At 37.1% G+C, this 18,494-nt stretch carries 16 protein-coding genes; 11 read left to right on the top strand and 5 right to left on the bottom strand.

What is annotated here, in order from left to right:
- Positions 1-244: 244 nt before the first annotated feature.
- From BUA97_RS08865 to BUA97_RS08835, 7 genes are all read left to right on the top strand, one after another.
- Positions 245-1,141, top strand: a complete 897-nt coding sequence (locus BUA97_RS08865) for a T9SS type A sorting domain-containing protein (protein WP_072997498.1) — start codon at positions 245-247, stop codon at positions 1,139-1,141.
- Positions 1,142-1,234: 93 nt separating this feature from the next.
- Entirely contained in the window at positions 1,235-2,947 is a 1,713-nt protein-coding gene (recJ, locus tag BUA97_RS08860; protein WP_072997497.1) for a single-stranded-DNA-specific exonuclease RecJ, read from the top strand.
- Between the two features lie 7 nt (positions 2,948-2,954).
- Positions 2,955-3,536, top strand: a complete 582-nt coding sequence (gene nadD / locus BUA97_RS08855) for a nicotinate (nicotinamide) nucleotide adenylyltransferase (protein WP_072998546.1) — start codon at positions 2,955-2,957, stop codon at positions 3,534-3,536.
- 54 nt (positions 3,537-3,590) lie between these two features.
- A complete protein-coding gene (locus BUA97_RS08850; RefSeq protein WP_072997496.1) occupies positions 3,591-3,932 on the top strand; it encodes a DUF3817 domain-containing protein in 342 nt (113 codons plus the stop codon).
- Positions 3,933-4,076: 144 nt separating this feature from the next.
- Positions 4,077-5,075 carry a 2-hydroxyacid dehydrogenase gene (locus tag BUA97_RS08845; protein ID WP_072997495.1) on the top strand — a complete coding sequence of 333 codons (999 nt, stop codon included), beginning with the start codon at positions 4,077-4,079 and terminating at the stop codon, positions 5,073-5,075.
- Between the two features lie 331 nt (positions 5,076-5,406).
- The gene (locus BUA97_RS08840; RefSeq protein ID WP_072997494.1) at positions 5,407-7,665 is read left to right on the top strand and encodes an outer membrane beta-barrel family protein; all 2,259 of its coding nucleotides are present in this window, start codon (positions 5,407-5,409) and stop codon (positions 7,663-7,665) included.
- 53 nt (positions 7,666-7,718) lie between these two features.
- Positions 7,719-10,040, top strand: coding sequence for an outer membrane beta-barrel family protein (locus BUA97_RS08835; protein ID WP_072997493.1), 2,322 nt, complete (start codon positions 7,719-7,721; stop codon positions 10,038-10,040).
- A 90-nt stretch (positions 10,041-10,130) separates the two neighbouring features.
- Here BUA97_RS08835 and ctlX read toward each other — a convergent pair whose 3' ends face one another.
- From ctlX to BUA97_RS08810, 5 genes are all read right to left on the bottom strand, one after another.
- Positions 10,131-11,048 (bottom strand): citrulline utilization hydrolase CtlX, encoded by a 918-nt coding sequence (gene ctlX / locus BUA97_RS08830; RefSeq protein ID WP_072997492.1) that lies wholly within the window; start codon positions 11,046-11,048, stop codon positions 10,131-10,133.
- A 32-nt stretch (positions 11,049-11,080) separates the two neighbouring features.
- Complete coding sequence (locus tag BUA97_RS08825; protein ID WP_072997491.1) at positions 11,081-11,995, bottom strand: dimethylarginine dimethylaminohydrolase family protein; 915 nt, start codon at positions 11,993-11,995, stop codon at positions 11,081-11,083.
- A gap of 263 nt (positions 11,996-12,258) precedes the next feature.
- Entirely contained in the window at positions 12,259-13,545 is a 1,287-nt protein-coding gene (locus BUA97_RS08820) for a citrate synthase (RefSeq protein ID WP_072997490.1), read from the bottom strand.
- Between the two features lie 221 nt (positions 13,546-13,766).
- On the bottom strand, positions 13,767-15,059 hold the full coding sequence (eno, locus tag BUA97_RS08815) for a phosphopyruvate hydratase (protein ID WP_072997489.1): 1,293 nt from the start codon (positions 15,057-15,059) through the stop codon (positions 13,767-13,769).
- 125 nt (positions 15,060-15,184) lie between these two features.
- The gene (locus BUA97_RS08810) at positions 15,185-15,535 is read right to left on the bottom strand and encodes a septal ring lytic transglycosylase RlpA family protein (RefSeq protein ID WP_175546185.1); all 351 of its coding nucleotides are present in this window, start codon (positions 15,533-15,535) and stop codon (positions 15,185-15,187) included.
- Positions 15,536-15,708: 173 nt separating this feature from the next.
- Between BUA97_RS08810 and BUA97_RS08805 the strand changes: the two genes are divergently transcribed.
- Genes BUA97_RS08805 through BUA97_RS08790 form a run of 4 tightly spaced genes read left to right on the top strand, consistent with a single transcriptional unit; the run spans position 15,709 to position 18,402 of the window.
- Positions 15,709-16,476 (top strand): enoyl-CoA hydratase/isomerase family protein, encoded by a 768-nt coding sequence (locus tag BUA97_RS08805; RefSeq protein WP_072997487.1) that lies wholly within the window; start codon positions 15,709-15,711, stop codon positions 16,474-16,476.
- A 9-nt stretch (positions 16,477-16,485) separates the two neighbouring features.
- Positions 16,486-16,926, top strand: coding sequence for a deoxycytidylate deaminase (locus tag BUA97_RS08800; protein WP_072997486.1), 441 nt, complete (start codon positions 16,486-16,488; stop codon positions 16,924-16,926).
- A gap of 32 nt (positions 16,927-16,958) precedes the next feature.
- A complete protein-coding gene (xerD, locus tag BUA97_RS08795) occupies positions 16,959-17,873 on the top strand; it encodes a site-specific tyrosine recombinase XerD (RefSeq protein ID WP_072997485.1) in 915 nt (304 codons plus the stop codon).
- 19 nt (positions 17,874-17,892) lie between these two features.
- The gene (locus tag BUA97_RS08790; RefSeq protein WP_072997484.1) at positions 17,893-18,402 is read left to right on the top strand and encodes an NUDIX hydrolase; all 510 of its coding nucleotides are present in this window, start codon (positions 17,893-17,895) and stop codon (positions 18,400-18,402) included.
- Positions 18,403-18,494: the final 92 nt, after the last annotated feature.

Below are 18,494 nucleotides of genomic sequence, written 5' to 3'. Positions count from 1 at the left end.
GGGAACAAAAGGGGGAATTAATTTGCATTTAAAATTATTAAATATGAAAAAACAAATTAATTAGAAACCTATTGTATATCAAAGTTATTGAATATAAACGAATTAAAAACAAGAAAAATTAAGAAAGGTTTCATAATACCTCCGTCTGGGGTACTTAAAAGCCTTGATAATCGGTTGATTGTCAGGGTTTTTTACTTTTATTTAATTTATTTTTTCTAAATTCGCTTCCATTTAATTTTATTTCATGAAAAAAAATTTATTCCTACTGGCAACTGCTTTTCTATCATCATATATAGCCGGGCAACAAAAAATTTCTTTTGAAACTATAGAAGGTTATAATCTGGGAACAGTTGTCGGTCAAAAAGAATGGACAGTAAAAACGGATAATGTGCCAAACAGCAGTTTCAAAGTTGTTACCGGAAAGGCTTCCGATGGGAACAATTCTGTTGAAGTGACGAGTACCAATGATTACACCGAAAACTTCACATATCTTTTCAAAAAAATCCCTGAATATAACAGATTTTCCGTTTCGGCAGATGTGAAACTTGAGAAACTGGATAGCTCTGATTATTATTTATTATCCTTATATTATAACAATAATGGTAATTATTCTTGGGCTGGCGGATTCAATTTTATGTATAGCGGTAAACTCTATGCCGACAGTGATGTTAATTTCAAAGATCTTGGAAGTTGGATCCCCGGAAAATGGTATAATCTGAGAATCGAAATAGATCACGTAACAGAAAAAAACATAAAATACTATCTGGATAATCAGCTGGTCCATACTTCTGCTTTAGGAAGCAAAGTTGTCAGAGCCAACGATTTAAATTTCGAATTTGACAATGACGGTAGTGGTTTTATTGTTGATAATATCATCATTGCTGATATGGATCAGTTGGCAGTGGCAGACCTTTCTAAAAAACAAATCAATATATTTCCAAATCCTGCTTCGGATTTCATCACCATCAAAATTGATGATAAAATCAATGCCGTGAAATTCTACAATGCAGCAGGTTCTTTAATAAAAACAGCTCAGGCTAATTCTTCTAAAATCGACATTTCATCTCTAACAAAAGGAAATTATATCATTTCTATAGAAACAGAATCTGGAATTGAAACTAAGAAATTTATAAAAAAATAGTAAAAAAAATTCTATTTCAGCACAAGCTATCAATTAAAACTGGTAGCTTTTTTTAATTTCCAAAAGCCATTTTTTTTCTTTACTTTTGTCACTATGAGTCAAAAATGGATTTATAAACCCGAGCCCGATGAAGAGATCGTTGACGGACTGATTTCTTCGATTGGATTTGGAACTTTAGAATCCAAAATCCTGGTAATGCGTGAGATTGATAATTATCAGAAAGCGCGCGAATTCTTCAAACCAAACAGCACAGACATCCACAATCCTTTTCTGATGGCTGACATGCAGAAAGCGGTAGAACGCATTGCTACAGCAATAGAAAACGGTGAGAAAATATTGGTTTACGGTGATTATGATGTTGACGGAACTACAGCGGTTGCTTTGATGTATCTTTATCTCAGCAAAATCGTTGACAAAAAATATCTTGATTTTTATATCCCGGACAGAAACGTAGAAGGTTACGGAATCTCTGATGAAGGTATTTATTTTGCCAAGGAAAACGGGTTTTCATTGATTATTGCATTAGACTGCGGCATCAAATCGGTTGATAAAATCGATCTGGCTAATTCAGTTGGGGTGGATTTTATAATCTGCGACCATCACCTACCCGGAGAAAAGTTGCCAAACGCCGTCGCTGTATTGGATCCGAAGCGTAAAGATTGCCGTTATCCATATAAAGAACTGAGCGGTTGCGGTGTTGGTTTCAAACTTTGCCAGGGACTTAATACGATTTATAAAATTCCTGAAAACGAATTGTTTGAATTGACCGATCTGCTTGCAATCAGCATTGCGTCTGATATTGTTGCGATGACCGGGGAAAATCGAGTTTTAGCCAAACAGGGGCTCAAGTTCCTTAGAAAAACAAGAAAATTCGGACTAAGGCTTCTGATACCCGAAGAAAAATTAGCCCATTTCGAAATATCAAATATTGTCTTTGACATCGCCCCGAAAATCAATGCTGCAGGAAGAATTTCGCATGCAAAAGCATCTGTGGAGCTGATGATCTCTGACAATCTGAAACAGGCTCATCAGATTGTAGATGAGATTAATAACCTGAACGATGAACGCCGCGAGATGGACACCAACATCACACAATCTGCGATGAGTCAGGTTCTGGAGCTGGAAAAAACGGAGCGTTTCTCCACTATTGTTTATGATCCGACCTGGAACAAAGGTGTGATCGGGATTGTCGCCTCCCGTCTTATCGAGAATTATTATAAACCGACTTTGGTTTTCACGGAAGGAAACAATGGCGAATTGGTAGCATCTGCCAGATCTGTAGCAGACTTCGATATTCATGAAGCTTTGGAATTCTGTTCCGACCTGTTTATGAAATTCGGAGGACATCAGGCTGCTGCAGGACTTTCCATGGAAAAAAACAAGTTTGAAGAATTTAAAATCCGGTTCGAGGAATATGTAAGAATCAACATTCAGGAACACCAGAGAGAACCTTCAATCTATGTTGACAGCATCGTAAAGCCGGAAGATCTTAACCGCGAGTTTTTTAATTTTCACAGAAAACTGGCGCCTTTCGGACCACACAATATGAAACCGGTTCTGGTTCTTAAAAACGTGAAGGTCAATGGCTATGTAAGGCTGATGGGAAAAGAAAGCACACATCTTAAATTCAATATCCTGCAACCCACCACAGGGCGGAATATAGAATGTGTCGGATTCCGCTTCGGTCAGTTTGCGGAAGATTTCAAAACGAAAACATTTGATCTTGCATTCACTATTGAGGAAAATCACTGGAAAGGCAATGTATCACATTTTCTGAACATCCGTGATGTAAAATTCTATAATTAAATGGATGATGAAAAAAATCGGGCTTTTTTTCGGATCGTTCAATCCGATTCATATCGGACATCTGATTTTGGCCAATTATATTATGGAAAGTACGGATATGGAGCAACTTTGGTTCGTCGTAAGTCCGCAAAATCCTTTTAAGGAAAAAAAATCTCTCCTGAATGACCATAATCGTCTGGATATGGTTCAGCTGGCAATTAAAAACTATCCGAAAATGCGTGCTTCGAATATTGAATTTTCACTTCCGCTCCCAAGCTATACCATTGACACTCTGACTTATTTGCAGGAAAAACATCCTGACATTTCTTTTTCATTGATAATGGGCGAAGACAATCTGAAAAGTCTTCACAAATGGAAAAACTATGAATTATTGTTGAAAAATCATCAAATCATTGTTTATCCCAGGATTTTCGGTGAAGAAAAAAAAGAAGATTATCTGCAGCACGACAATATTTCTCTTATCAATGCACCAGTCATAGAACTATCTGCTACAGAAATCCGGAGTATGATAAAAGAAGGTAAAAATGTAAGACCAATGCTGCCTCCCGAAGTATTTGAATATTTGGATGGCAGTAGTTTTTATAAATGAGTTTAGTCATTTATCATTTTTCTTTGTTCTTTATTCTTTTATCTTTGTCCTGTTATGAACTTTATAGAAAAATATTATTCAAAATATCCGGAAGAAAAACTCATCAAATGGTTTAAGCAGATTTGCTTTTTAGAAGCAGCTTCCTGGTTATTTCTTTTCACAGCAATGATTTGGATTCGCGTTGAGCCCGAAAGGCTTTTTGCAATTATATATATAAGTACTGTCGGAAGTATCCACGGATTATTTTTCACGCTTTATCTTTTGGTTTTGCTTCCTGTAAAAAAAATTTACCATTGGGATGATGAAGATTTTATTTTTGCATTGATGGGTGCTTTTTTCCCATTTGCGACCATTTGGGTTGATAAAAAACTCGCCCGTAAAAATGGTAACGAGTGATGAACATCAATGTGCAAAATTCTATATTAAATTAAACTTACTAACTTTAGGACATGAAATCGCCGCAATGAGAATTTACGAAAAATAAGAAACTATCCTGATAGGCGATTGCATGTGACCATAGAAAACAATAAATCTCTACACATGAAAATCACATTCTTCTCTTCCAAACCATATGACAAGGAATTTTTTGACAAAGTCAATAAGAACTTCAACTTTGAACTGGATTACTTTGAGACCCATCTCGGTCCGCATGTTCTGAACATTATTGATCATTCTGACGCTGTCTGCGCTTTTGTCAACGACAAACTGAATGCAGAAGTCCTGGAATCCCTGTCTAGAAAAGGCGTAAAATATATCGCCTTGCGATGTGCGGGTTTCAATAATGTGGATCTGGAAGCTGCAAAACGTCTTGGTCTCAGAGTTTGCAGAGTTCCCGCCTATTCTCCCGAAGCGGTTGCTGAACATGCAATGGCAATGATTCTTACACTCAACAGAAAAACACACAAAGCCTATAACAGAGTTCGTGAACAGAATTTTTCGCTGAACGGTCTGATGGGTTTTAATCTTTATCAGAAAACCATTGGCGTTATCGGAACCGGAAATATCGGTGCTGCATTTGCGAAGATTGCGAAAGGATTCGGAGCGAGAGTTGTGGCTTATGATATCAGGGAAAATCAGGAACTTAAAGATCTGGGAATGGACTATATTCCTTTGGAACAATTGTTTGCAGAATCTGATGTTATTTCCCTTCATTGCCCTCTGACGGATGCTACGCATCATATGGTTAATAAAGACTCTATCAGCAAAATGAAGAAAAATGTGATGCTCATCAACACCAGCCGCGGCGGATTGATCGATACGAAAGCGGTGATAGACGGTCTGAAGTCCAAACATATCGGCTATCTGGGAATCGACGTATATGAGCAGGAAGAAAAGTTATTTTTCCGGGATCTTTCCCATACGATTATTGAAGATGATATGATCCAGAGATTGATGAGTTTTCCGAATGTTTTGGTTACTGCACATCAGGCCTTTTTCACAGAAGAAGCATTGGAACAGATTGCGACAAGCACTTTGACAAGCCTTTCTCATTTCGAAAAAGCTGAAGAATTTGAAAATCCAAATGCTGTTTTGATTTAATAAAACCTACAAAACTGATCGATATCTTTCAAATTAAATCTGAAAAAATAAATTAAAAACCTTAAAAATTCTCATCCGAACTTTCGGATAATGAAGCCATTGCAGATTTTGTAATGGCTTTTTTCTTTTTTTTAATATTCTGATGTAACAGTTTTTTTATTCCAATTGTCTTAATTATAAATCAGCAAAATTTTTATGCCTGATAATCAACGAATTAAAACAAATAAATAATTATTTTTACTACTTTGTATTGCATAATACTAATTTTAATACATATCTTTGCAATGTTAAATATTAGAAACTACAAACTACTTTATAAAAACTTAGTATTATGAAAGCAAAAATCCTAATCGCAGTTATATTTTTCTCAGGAATCATTTCCGCACAACAGACTCAGAAAAAATCTGATGAGACAAAAACTATAGAAGAAGTGAAACTTAGCAAAAAAGTTTTCGTGAAAAAATCTGACCGTTTTGTCTATGACGTTGCATCTTCTCCTGTTGCAAAAGGAACTAACTCTTTTAGTCTCCTGCAACAGACACCGATGCTGTCCAGCACAGATGGAAAGACTTTCAAAATCATGGGAAAATCAAATGTAGTTTTCTATATCAACGGCCGGAAAACACTTATGGATGCGGAAGCAATTACAGAAATGCTGAAAAATACACCATCAGAAAATATCCAGAGAATAGAAGTTATAACCGTTCCGGGAAGTGAGTTCCAGGTGGAGGCCAATGAAGGCGTCATCAACATCGTGATGAAAAAAAGCAAAACCAACGGCTACAACGGAACTCTGAAGATGAACAACAGCCAGAGTTATTATAACAATCCTTCTTCCGGAATTGCTTTCAACCTTAGACAAAATAAATGGTCTTTCAATTCCAATTTCAATATGGGAAGTTATACAGAAAGAGAAAAATATACGTTGACCAACGGCAATTCAACTTTCCGGAATGAATCGTTCGGGACGATGGATGACCCGAACAAAAATTACGGCGGAAGCATCAATATCGATTATGAAATCAATAAAAAACAAAGCCTTGGTTTCAGCTATAATATGCGGTACAACAAGAGTTTCGGATCTGTTCTGGATATGACGAATTATGAAAACGGAATCCTTTCCAACAAAACCGTGAATCAGGAAGATGCACAAACGAGAAACCATAATTTCAACCTGAATTATGAAGTTAAAACCGATACGCTTGGCAGTAAATTGAGCTCAAATATTTCTTATTTGTGGTTCAACAGAGACAAGGTGAGTTTGGGCGAATCTTTTCCATTGACTCCAAAAAACGCATACAACGCCTTCCAGCAAGCTGTTCCGCAAATCATCAACAATTACGCTGCAAACATCGATTACATCAAAAAATTCAGAAATGAAAGCTCGTTTGCTATCGGGACAAGTTATAACCACACCAATACGGACAGCGATACAAGACAGAATGATTTTAACGGAAGCCAGTTCATTAACAATACCAAACTCTCTAATCATTTTATCTACAAAGAAAACATTATTGGCGCTTATGTGACTTTCGAAAGAAAATTCTCTGACAAATTCTCCGGAAAAATTGGGACGCGATTCGAAGCAACGCTCAGTACAGGTGATGTTGTAGGAAAATCAGATATTGGCTTTGAAAGAAATTATAACAATCTTTTGCCTTATGGTACTTTGAATTTTGCCATCAATGATAACAACAACATCAGCTACAGCTTTTCCAGCCGTGTGAGACGCCCAGGTTTCGGGCAACTGAATCCTTCCAGAACTTATTTTACACCTACCAATTATATTCAGAATAATCCTTTTATGCAGGCTTCCAAGAATTATAATCAGGAAATTAATTATATGTACAAAAATGCGTTCTATGCGAATGTGAGTTTCAACTACGCTGATAATGCTTATGGACAGCTGCCTTTGCAAGGAACCGAAACAAAGATCCAAAGAGATAAAGACGGAAATCCATTACTGGATGTGGATGGAAACCCTATAAAAGTAACAACAAAATTCCTGAGATACATCCGAACGAATTATGGCAATAATAAACAGTTAGGATTGACATTAGGAATGAATAAATCTTGGTTTGGAGACATCTGGACGACCAACTACTCAGCAAATTTTGAATATGCAACTTATAAAGGAAGTGTAACGAAAGACCCGACTTCACAACAAATCCCAGGAGACACAGAAGAATTGCTGCCTTTCTCAATTGATGTGAAAACACTGAACACCTTCTTCCAGGTTAACAATATGTTAAGATTATCAGCTAAAAAAGATTGGTATCTGGGTGTTAATTACTGGCTGATGCCATCAAGAGAAATGGAAATTGGTAAGCTCCATACACAACAAAGTTTAGATTTAAACATCAAAAAAATAATGGGGAATTTTACATTTCTATTCGAAGTCAATGATGTTTTCAGTCAGAATATAGATGATATAAGAACTTTTCAAAATGACGGAAGCTTTAACACCGTTAGGAGTTTCCAATACAGAAGAGAATTCAATATCAATGTGACTTACAACTTCGGAAATCAAAAGCTGAAAAAAGCAAGGGAGGTAAAATCTGCCAACGATGCTATCCGCTCAAGAACCTAAAACGCACAAACACTTAAACTCAAAACAAAACTTTTATTCTCAAAAAATAAATTATGAAAACGAAAACTCTCATCGCTGCCATATTTTTTTCAGGATTGATCTATGCGCAGGAAACACAAAAAAAAGACACCGCAAATACAAAAAATATTGAAGCCGTTACGCTGACAAAACAGGTCTTCAAAAAACAAAGCGACCGATTCGTCTATGATGTTGCCGCATCACCTGTTGCCAAAGGAAACACTGCTTTCAGCCTGTTGAAACAAACACCTTTGGTGTCTTCAACAGATGACAAAACTTTGAAAATCATCGGTAAAAACAATGCTGTGATCTATATCAATGGCAGGAAAACCAATATGGATGCGGAGTCATTGACACAGTTGCTGAAAAATACACCTGCAGAAAACATTCAGAAAATCGAAGTAATTACACTTCCGGGAAGTGAGTTCCAGGTAGAATCTTCGGATGGAATCATCAACATTATCCTAAAGAAAAAAATGACGGACGGGCTGAATGGCAATATGAGAATGGGTAATTCTCAAAATTATTATAACTCGTCTTATGCCGGCGTTTCACTGAATTACAGAAAAGACAAACTGGGAATAAGTACCAACATTAACACGAGCGAGAATATCCAGGAACAGTATTACATCCTCAGAAATGGCAGCAGCATTACAAGCAATCAATCCGAAGGCCGCGTGACCGACCCGAACAAAAATCTGGGAGGATACCTGAACATTGATTATCAACTGAATGATAACAGTAATCTCGCCTTAACCTGGAATTCCTGGGCAAATAGAAGCTATGGATCGGGTTCCAATCTTTTTAATACAATAGTTGCTCCTAACGAAAAAGGCATTACCGAAACCAGATACAGCATTACAAAAAATCTTGAAAACTCGAGATCTTACAATAATTCCCTAAACCTGAATTATGAACTGAAAACCGACACACTCGGAAGCAAGCTAAACCTGAATGCAGCTTATCTAAACTATAAACGATTTCAGAATGCTGATAACAGAACTTATACGACAGATCTATCCGGACAGTTCTTCAATCCTTCTACAATCATCGTGCAGAGTACACCTCAGGTCATCAATAATTTCTCGTCCACGGTGGATTATATCAAAAAGTTTAAAAATGATTTTACGGTAGCAGTTGGTGGAAACTTTAACAAAACAAAAACTGATAATGACACCAAAAATGACACCTACTATTATGATAAAGACGGCAATTTGGTAGACCAGTACGGAAGACCTATCAGCAGTCCGATTTCCGCCCCCAATCATTTCATCTATGATGAGAATATCTACGGTTTCTATTTGACCTTTGAAAAGAAATTTTCTGAAAAATTCTCCGGCAAGATCGGTTCCAGATATGAGATTACGAACAGCCTCGGAACTTCTGAGAATATGGGTAACGCAGAAACTGCAGCGCTTGGCAGAATCGAAAGAAAGTATAATAATTTTCTTCCTTACGTAAGTTTTAATTACGCCATCAATGATAAAAACAATATCTCATACGCCTTCTCCAGCAGGATGAGAAGACCGAGCTTCTGGGAACTGAACCCTGTTAGAAATTATCTTACGAATGTAAACTACACACAGAACGACCCTTTCGTGAGAGCCTCTTCTGTTTATAACAATGAGCTAACTTATATGTTCAAGAATGCCTATTTTCTGGTTATCAATCACTCCTTCAAAAAGAATGTGATCACCCAGGTTCCTTTACAGAGAGACAAAGTGAGATTGGATGAAAATCAGCAACCAGTCCTGGATGCTAACGGAAAACAGATCACGGACAGAGAGTTGCGGTATATCAGAACCAATTTTGGCAATAAGCAGGAGATGTCTGCCATGATCGGGATGCAAAAGACTTTCTTCAAACAGTATCTGACATCGAATTTCAATATCGGGATGCAGAGAAATGTGAATGACGGTTTCCTGAATACAGATCCGATTACAGGTGATGTGTTTCCGAACTATGTGAATAAAATCAAATCTAACAGTTTACTGATCCAGACCAACAACACATTGAGACTGGATGAAAAGAAGACTTGGTTTTTAGGTGTCAATTATTGGTATGTTGACAATCAGCAGATTGAACTGGGAATGCTGAAATCCCTGATGAGCCTGGATGCCAACATCAAAAAAGTCTGGAACGACTGGACATTTGCTCTGGAAGTCTATGATATTCTGAACACAAACAGAGTTACAATTACTGATTATCAGACCAATGGAAATTTCAACTACATCAATCAAAATCAGTATAATCAAGGGATGAATCTGAGCATCACTTATAATTTCGGAAACAAAAAAGTTCAGAAAATCAGAGATATTGACAGCGCAGACAGAGAGATTAAAAACCGCACCAGATAACATACATTATATTTTCTTATCAAATTATTATTTTTCAAAAGAAATCCCGAAACATTTTGTTTCGGGATTTTTTTATTTTGAATCAATTGACTATTTCTTTGGCAGGAAAACCTCAGCCAGCATACATCTGGCACTACCGCCACCATTGGTTTCTATGACCTCCAAATCGGAGTAAATAATCTCACAATATTTCTCGATGACAGAAACTTGTTCCGGGTTCAAAGATCTGTAGGCACTCTGGCTCATAACCAGGAATTTTTCTCCTGAATTATTCTGAACCTGAAGCATATTGCCAGCGAAATTCTGCATCTGATCCTCAGATATTTCTATCAGTTCTTTTCCTGAATTTTTAATCGTTTCGACTACTTTTTCTCTTTCCAACTCATCATCGATACAATCCAGACAAATCACCACGAATTGATCCGCAACACACATCATCACATTGGTATGATAGATTGGCAACCTTTCTTCGCCAGCTGTTTGATATGAGTGAAAAACAATTGGTTTGAAGCCAAACTCACTGCAGAATTTTCTGAATAATTCCTCATCCAATCTCAAGGAAACTGAGCCGTAAGCAATTCTGTTCTCGTGGTCGAAAATCATACTTCCTGTTCCTTCCAGGTATTTCTTGCCATTTTCGTTTTGGGAATAATCGACGATTTCTGTAACATCAAATTGTTCTTTGATTTGACTGATGATATCATCCCGTCTTTCCAGACGTCTGTTTTCAGCAAACATGGGATATAAAACCACTTTTCCGTCAGCGTGGAAACTTACCCAGTTATTCGGAAAAATAGAATCAGGCGTTTTCGGATCAGGCGTATCTTTTACAGTAATGACATTGATGTCTTTAGCTCGTAATTTCTCAACAAAAGTAATAAACTCTTTCAAAGCTTCACCCTGAACATTGCCTTCCTGTTGAACCTGAAAATAATTGTTAACCGCCGTCTGCTCGTTGTAACCGAACGCAACAGGCTCTATCATTAAAACTGTATTTGTAGTCTGCATTTTATTTAATTAAATATTAAGGAATTGAGAAATTATTCTCTCACCAGAGGCAGCGTTGAACATCTCAGCAAACCTCCCATTTTTGATATTTCGCGATAAGGGATTTCTTCTACGGTCATTCCCCATTCGTCTCTGAGATGATGATTGAGTCTTGTGAAAGCTTTATCAGAAACTACAACATCCGGAGCAATAGAGAAAATATTTGGGTTCATTTCGAACATTTCCTTATCATTCACTTCGAAACAATTTTCTTCTCCGAAAATATCAAGAAGCAACTGGTAATCAGATTCATCCACGAAACCATTTTTGTAGATAATACATTTGTCTTCGCCTACAATATTGAATGTACAATCCAGATGAAGAATACCTTCGTATGGTTTTCTGTCATTTTTTTTCAGATCAAGGTCGATAATTCTTTTCTTCGGAAAATATTCCTTGAGAATTTCGATAGCATATTCGTTGGTTCTGGCGGTTTTCAGGTTTCTGTAATCCGGGCTGTAGCTTGTTCCGATAAACAAAAATCCGTTCCAGACAATTACGTCACCACCTTCGATGTGAGCGGTTTCCGGCAGGTTAATGACATTTCTCCAGGATACTTTATCAATAATATGTCTGTAAGCTTCTTGCTCATCTGCACGATCTGGAATAATATTAGAAATAATCATTTTGTCTTCGATCACAAAAGCAACATCTCTTGCAAACACCTGGTTGTAGTCTTTGATAATTTTCGGTCGGAAAACCTCGATATCATATTTTTTCAGAATTTTTTCAAATTCCGTCATCTCAGAAACAATATCTTCTTCTGTCGGATATATATTGTTCTCTATGGTATGATAGGATTTTGCGTCATAACTTTCTTCCAGGGTCGGCACAGGTCCATTGGATTTGGGTTGTCCCAGCACTACGGATCTTAGTCTTCCGGTTTCGTTTTTAATATTTAGTTTCATAATTTCAGAATCAGGCAAATATAACCAAAGGATTCAAATTCAGAAATATTTTATTAAAGTTAATAACACTTGTGAAAGCAGGAATAATGGAGATTTTTTTAGATTAATTACGCATTTGCCGAAAAAAAATCCCCGAAAAATTAATTTCAAGGATTTTATATTGAATTATTAAATTTTTATTCTTGATAAAATAGCTAAAACCTTTGCAGGTCGATACAAAAAATCCCCGAAACCAGTCCGGGGATTTTATACAATTTTTAATTTTATCTGTTTGCGATGTCTACATAATCACGAAGTTGTGCTCCTTGGTAAACCTGTCTTGGTCTTCCTATGGGATCACCTTTCAGCCTCATTTCTCTCCATTGAGAAATCCATCCCGGTAATCTTCCTAAAGCGAACATCACAGTAAACATTTCTGTCGGGATTCCCAAAGCTCTGTAGATAATTCCTGAGTAGAAGTCTACGTTTGGATATAATTTTCTTTCGATGAAATATTCGTCTTCCAGAGCTACCTTTTCCAATTGCATAGCAACGTCAAGTGCTTTATCGTGTATTCCTAATGAGTTAAGAATATCATCTGCTGCTTTCTTAATGATTTTTGCTCTTGGATCGAAGTTTTTGTAAACTCTGTGACCAAATCCCATCAATCTGAAACTGTCTTCTTTATCTTTTGCTTTTGCAACCCATTTGTTAACATCACCACCGTCTTTCTCAATTAGCTCAAGCATTTCAATTACAGCCTGATTGGCTCCACCATGAAGAGGTCCCCAAAGTGCAGAAACACCTGCTGAGATGGATGCAAACAATCCTGTGTGCGCAGAACCTACCATTCTCACAGTAGAAGTGGAGCAGTTTTGCTCATGATCTGCATGCAGAATCAATAACTTGTCCAAAGCAGCCACCACAACCGGATCCATCTGGAACTCTTCATTAGGTAACCTGAACGCCATTTTGTAGAAATTCTCTACATAATTCAGGCTGTTATCACCATGATTGATTGGCAATCCTAATGTTTTTCTGTAAGTCCATGCACAAAGGTGGGAGAATTTTGCAATCATCAGTTCTGCAGCATGATCCATCTCTTCTTTTGACTTCACATTAACCGCCTTTGGGTTGAAAGCTGTGAGCGCTGAAGTCAACGCAGACAAAACTCCCATTGGATGGGCAGAACGAGGAAAGACATCGATCAGTCTTTTCATTTCATCTGCCACGAAGTTATATTTTTTGATATTATTTTCGAATGAAGAAAACTGATCAGAGGTTGGTAATTCTCCGTGAAGTAAAAGATACATCACTTCTGTAAAATTTGACTTCTCAGCAATCTGTTCTATCGGATAACCCCTGTAGAATAATTCGCCTTTATCTCCGTCCAGGTAAGTAATCTCACTGATTGTAGCACCTGTATTTTTGTACCCAAGATCCAAAGTAATCAGGCCAGTCTGGTCTCTCAGCTTGGAAATATCAATTCCTCTGTCACCGATAGTACTATCTACAATCGGATATTCATAACTGTTTCCGTCGTAATTTAATATAACTTTATTATCTGACATTTTTTTAAAATTTATTTGTTAAATATAATACTTTCGGATTAAATGATAAACTGACAAAAATCATTTCTCCTGATTGATTATGTAAATGCCAATTATTGTATAGGGAAAACGATTTGTTATTAAAAACACATTAAAACTAATAATCTGATTTCCAATTAAATAAAAAAAATAAAGCATCCGGAAAAATCCGAATGCTTCAAATTATAAAGTTTTGTTAAAAATTATCTCTTGATTTTAAAAGCGTCTAATCCCGGGAAAACAGCAGTTTCACCAAGTGCTTCTTCTATTCTTAACAATTGATTGTACTTCGCCATTCTGTCTGATCTGGAAGCAGAACCTGTTTTGATCTGTCCACAGTTCTGAGCCACTGCAAGATCTGCAATTGTGGAATCTTCTGTTTCTCCGGATCTATGCGACATTACCGTTGTATATCTGTTATGCTGAGCCATCTGAACGGCATCCATAGTCTCGGAAAGAGAACCGATCTGGTTTACTTTCACAAGGATTGAATTGGCAATTCCTTCACTGATTCCTTTAGACAATCTTTCAACATTAGTTACAAATAAATCGTCACCAACCAATTGTACTTTGTCTCCGATTTTATCTGTCAGCATTTTCCAGCCTTCCCAGTCATTTTCCTGCATTCCATCTTCGATAGAGATAATTGGATACTTGTTAGCCAGTTCTGCAAGATAGGAAACCTGCTCACTTCTGTTGAACTGTGGCGCATCCGGCGTCTGGAACTTTCTGTAATCGTAGATGCCATCTTTATAAAATTCAGAAGCGGCACAGTCCAATGCAATCATTACATCATCACCAGGCTTATAACCAGCTTTTTCGATAGCTTGTAATAAGGTATCCAAAGCATCTTCTGTTCCGGTGAATGTTGGCGCAAATCCACCTTCGTCACCAACTGCTGTTGACAAACCTCTACCGTGAAGAATTGATTTCAAGCTGTGAAAAATCTCTGTCCCTTTTCTCAGTGCATGGGAAAAAGAATCTGCTTTTACCGGCATTACCATAAATTCCTGAAATGCGATTGGCGCATCGGAGTGAGAACCGCCATTGATAACATTCATCATCGGAACAGGAAGTGTGTTGGCGTTTACACCACCAACATATTTATAAAGCGGCATTCTTAGTTCAGCAGCAGCAGCTTTTGCAGCAGCCAGAGAAACACCAAGAATTGCGTTGGCACCAAGTTTTCCTTTATTAGAAGTTCCATCAAGATCGATCATTACAGCATCAATAAGATTCTGCTCGAATATAGGAAGACCTATTAATTCCGGAGCGATAATCTCTTTCACATTTTCAACCGCTTTCAAAACACCTTTTCCTAGGAATTCTGGTGCACCGTCTCTCAGCTCTACTGCTTCGTGCTCACCTGTGGATGCTCCGGAAGGAACTGCAGCGCGTCCCATCGCTCCGCTTTCCGTAAAAACATCTACTTCTATTGTCGGATTCCCTCTGGAATCTAAAATCTGTCTCGCTTCGATAAATGAAATGTAACTCATTGTCTTGATGTTATTTTTTAAGATTTTTATTTTGTTGCTTATAAAAGCAATGCAAATTTAAGCATTATTTAAATATTATGTGACGAATCATTTCTTAACATTTATCACATAAAAAAAATCGGAGATTAATTAAGAATTCTGTATTTTACTTTCACAATTCCATCATTCAGATTTGCAATTTTTCTGAAAGCGCCCTGGCTGATATCAAATTCTCTTGTCGGCTTCAGCGGGCCTCTGTCATTAACCGTAATGACTACCGATCTGTCATTTTCGACATTTACTAACTCGACTTTTGTCCCGAAAGGAAGTGACTTACTGGCTCCAGTCATCTTATGATGTCTGTAAACCTCTCCGCTGGCTGTCTTCTTACCTTCAAATTTATTAGCGTAATAAGAAACAGTAGTCGATCTGTATCCTGCTGTATTACCTGAAGAATTTCTGACACCACATGACAATACAAAAAGAGTAAGTAACATAATAGATATCTTGCTTACATATAAATATAATCTGGATAAGGCCTTCGTCATTCTGGAAACTGATTTAAAAAAAAATATTTTATTAAAATGTTAAATATTAATTAATATTTTGTTTATTTTGCACAAATTTATATATTAGTTTTCGAAATCAAATATAATCCGATTTTAACTAAATGGACTACGAAAGTATAAAATTAGCGATAGACAAAAAAATTGCAATTGTAATAATCAACAGACCGGAAAGCCTGAATGCACTTAACGCTCAGGTATTTACCGATCTCGAAAAAGTATTCGATTTTCTTGAATCAGAAAAAAGTATCAACTGTGTCATTATTACGGGAAGCGGAGAAAAATCGTTTGTTGCCGGAGCAGATATCAAAGAATTTTCTGCGTTCAAAGAAGAACAGGCTGTAGAGATGGCAAAAAGGGGACATTCTGTTTTTCAAAGGATAGAAAATCTGAACAAACCTGTTATAGCAGCAATTAATGGTTTCGCTTTGGGTGGCGGTTTAGAACTGGCGTTATCCTGTCATATAAGATATGCATCAAATAATGCAAAACTGGGATTGCCAGAGGTAACATTGGGGTTGATTCCCGGTTATGGCGGAACTCAGAGACTGCCAAAACTGGTAGGAAAAGGAATAGCAAACGAAATGATCTTTTCCGCAAAGATGATTTCTGCGGAAAAAGCCAAATCAATCGGTCTGGTGAACGAGGTATTTTCTTCGGCAGAATTGCTGGCAAAAACCCAACAGTTGGCTGAGCAGATTGTAAAAAATTCCCCGCAAGGCATTACAAAAGCAATAAAAGCGGTCAATGCCAGCGAATCTGAAAAAGGAATGCAAACTGAGATAGATGCCTTTGGAGAATTATTCTCGCAGGAAGATTTCAGAGAAGGAGTCTCTGCATTTATTGAAAAAAGAAAACCGGCTTTCAATTAGATTTGCAGAATGGATTATAACAAATTCGATATTGCCTACCTCAAGATGGCAACCGAATGGGCAAACCTCTCCTATTGTAAAAGAAAGAAAGTAGGTGCACTGATTGTAAAAGACAGAATGATAATCTCTGACGGCTACAATGGAACACCCTCCGGTTTTGAAAACAACTGTGAGGACGAGAATGGGAAGACCAACTGGTTTGTGCTGCATGCAGAAGCCAATGCTATCCTGAAAATAGCTAGCAGTACACAATCCTGCAAGGGTGCAACATTATATATAACAATGTCTCCATGCAAAGAGTGCAGCAAGCTGATTTTACAGTCCGGTATTCAGAAAGTGGTCTATATGAGCAGCTATTCTGATGACAGCGGCCTGGAATTTTTAAAAAATGCCGGAATTGAAATTTTAAATATTACCGAACAAGAATTATACAAGAATATGAACGAATAATCGTTAAAAACAAATTTTTAAAAAACACAAATATGAATTGGTCTGAAAAAATTATTGACTTCTCAAATTTTTTGAAATTTGAGAAGAACTTCTCTGACAACACACTTGATGCTTATCTCAGAGACATCAGAAAACTGGAAAACTTTGCTATCAGTAACTTAGACAACATTTCGCCAGAAAAAATATCCTACGAACATCTGCAGGAGTATATCTATCAGCTTTCGAAAAACAAGATCAGCGAGCGTTCTCAGGCAAGAGGAATTTCTTCTATTAAAGCCTTTTTCAAATATCTTCTGGAAGAGGAATTCCGAGAGGATAACCCTGCGACGCTACTTGAAGGTCCAAAATTGGGACTGTACCTACCCGATACACTTAGTGAGGATGACATCAACAAAATCATCAACTGCATAGACATCAGCACAGACATCGGAAAAAGAAATCAATGCATTCTGGAAGTGCTTTACGGCTGCGGACTGCGTGTTTCCGAGCTTGTCGACCTGAAAATATCCAACATTAATTTTAACGAGAGTTTTATTCTTGTAGAAGGTAAAGGTGACAAAACAAGATTAGTTCCTCTGGCAAAATCAACTGCCGAATTTATCAACAATTATATCCAGACAATAAGGAACAAGACAAAAATTAATAAAAAACACGAAGACACTCTGTTTCTTAACAGCCGCGGAACCAATATGTCACGGGTTATTGTCTTTATTATCATTAAAGAGCTGACCCAGAAAGCTGGCATCAGCAAGAGCATCTCTCCGCACACTTTCAGACATTCTTTTGCTACACACCTGCTACAGAACGGCGCAGATTTAAGGTTTATTCAGGAGATGTTGGGACACAGCAGTATCACTACAACGCAAGTCTATACGCATCTGAAAACCGAGGAACTGAGAGATGTTATTTTAAATTTCCACCCGAGAAACAGAAAAGTAACATTATAGTTTTCCTTACATTTGTCCCATGGAAAATTTGAGATTCTGTCCCCAATGCGGTCATGAAAAGCTACTATGGAATAACATTACCAAATGGAGTTGCGGAAATTGTGATTTCATTTTATATCACAATACAGCTGCTGCGGTTGCGGTAATCATAAAATGTAAGGATGAAATATTTTTTACAGTAAGAAATCAGGAGCCCGGATTGGGAAAATGGGATTTATCCGGAGGTTTTACAGATCCGGAAGAAAGTTCTGAGGAGACCTGTTCACGAGAGCTGTATGAAGAATTGGGATTGACCATTAATCCTGAAGAATTCAAATATCTGGGTAGCCAGCCGAATATTTATCCTTACAAAAATATTGATTATAATACTTTGGATTTGTTTTATCTGTATGAAGTTGAGGAAAAATTTGAAATCCAATTAGAAGAATCTGAAATCTCAGATGGAATCTGGGTGAAAAATCCCGATATCGATTTTGATAAAATTGCTTTTGAATCTCAAAAGAGATTTCTGAAACAATTCTTACTATAAAGTTCTGACATTAGAACTGCGTTTTTAAATTATTAAACAGAAACTCCGGAAATTACTTTTCGGAGTTTTGCTTTTTTTGCCAGGATATTTAA

It is taken from the genome of Epilithonimonas mollis, assembly GCF_900142325.1.
Classification (GTDB): Bacteria; Bacteroidota; Bacteroidia; order Flavobacteriales; family Weeksellaceae; genus Epilithonimonas; species Epilithonimonas mollis.
Note: the sequence above shows the minus strand (reverse complement) of the source record. Positions and strands in the feature narration are given on the sequence as shown.

Excerpts from the sequence above, each read along its gene's own strand:
- BUA97_RS08845 (WP_072997495.1), top strand. The coding sequence starts at position 4,077 with ATGAAAATCACATTCTTCTCTTCCAAACCATATGACAAGGAATTTTTT.
- ctlX (WP_072997492.1), bottom strand. The coding sequence starts at position 11,048 with ATGCAGACTACAAATACAGTTTTAATGATAGAGCCTGTTGCGTTCGGT.
- BUA97_RS08800 (WP_072997486.1), top strand. The coding sequence starts at position 16,486 with ATGGATTATAACAAATTCGATATTGCCTACCTCAAGATGGCAACCGAA.
- BUA97_RS08820 (WP_072997490.1), bottom strand. The coding sequence starts at position 13,545 with ATGTCAGATAATAAAGTTATATTAAATTACGACGGAAACAGTTATGAA.
- BUA97_RS08810 (WP_175546185.1), bottom strand. The coding sequence starts at position 15,535 with ATGTTACTTACTCTTTTTGTATTGTCATGTGGTGTCAGAAATTCTTCA.
- xerD (WP_072997485.1), top strand. The coding sequence starts at position 16,959 with ATGAATTGGTCTGAAAAAATTATTGACTTCTCAAATTTTTTGAAATTT.
- BUA97_RS08850 (WP_072997496.1), top strand. The coding sequence starts at position 3,591 with ATGAACTTTATAGAAAAATATTATTCAAAATATCCGGAAGAAAAACTC.
- BUA97_RS08865 (WP_072997498.1), top strand. The coding sequence starts at position 245 with ATGAAAAAAAATTTATTCCTACTGGCAACTGCTTTTCTATCATCATAT.
- BUA97_RS08805 (WP_072997487.1), top strand. The coding sequence starts at position 15,709 with ATGGACTACGAAAGTATAAAATTAGCGATAGACAAAAAAATTGCAATT.
- recJ (WP_072997497.1), top strand. The coding sequence starts at position 1,235 with ATGAGTCAAAAATGGATTTATAAACCCGAGCCCGATGAAGAGATCGTT.
- nadD (WP_072998546.1), top strand. The coding sequence starts at position 2,955 with ATGAAAAAAATCGGGCTTTTTTTCGGATCGTTCAATCCGATTCATATC.
- eno (WP_072997489.1), bottom strand. The coding sequence starts at position 15,059 with ATGAGTTACATTTCATTTATCGAAGCGAGACAGATTTTAGATTCCAGA.
- BUA97_RS08790 (WP_072997484.1), top strand. The coding sequence starts at position 17,893 with ATGGAAAATTTGAGATTCTGTCCCCAATGCGGTCATGAAAAGCTACTA.
- BUA97_RS08840 (WP_072997494.1), top strand. The coding sequence starts at position 5,407 with ATGAAAGCAAAAATCCTAATCGCAGTTATATTTTTCTCAGGAATCATT.
- BUA97_RS08835 (WP_072997493.1), top strand. The coding sequence starts at position 7,719 with ATGAAAACGAAAACTCTCATCGCTGCCATATTTTTTTCAGGATTGATC.
- BUA97_RS08825 (WP_072997491.1), bottom strand. The coding sequence starts at position 11,995 with ATGAAACTAAATATTAAAAACGAAACCGGAAGACTAAGATCCGTAGTG.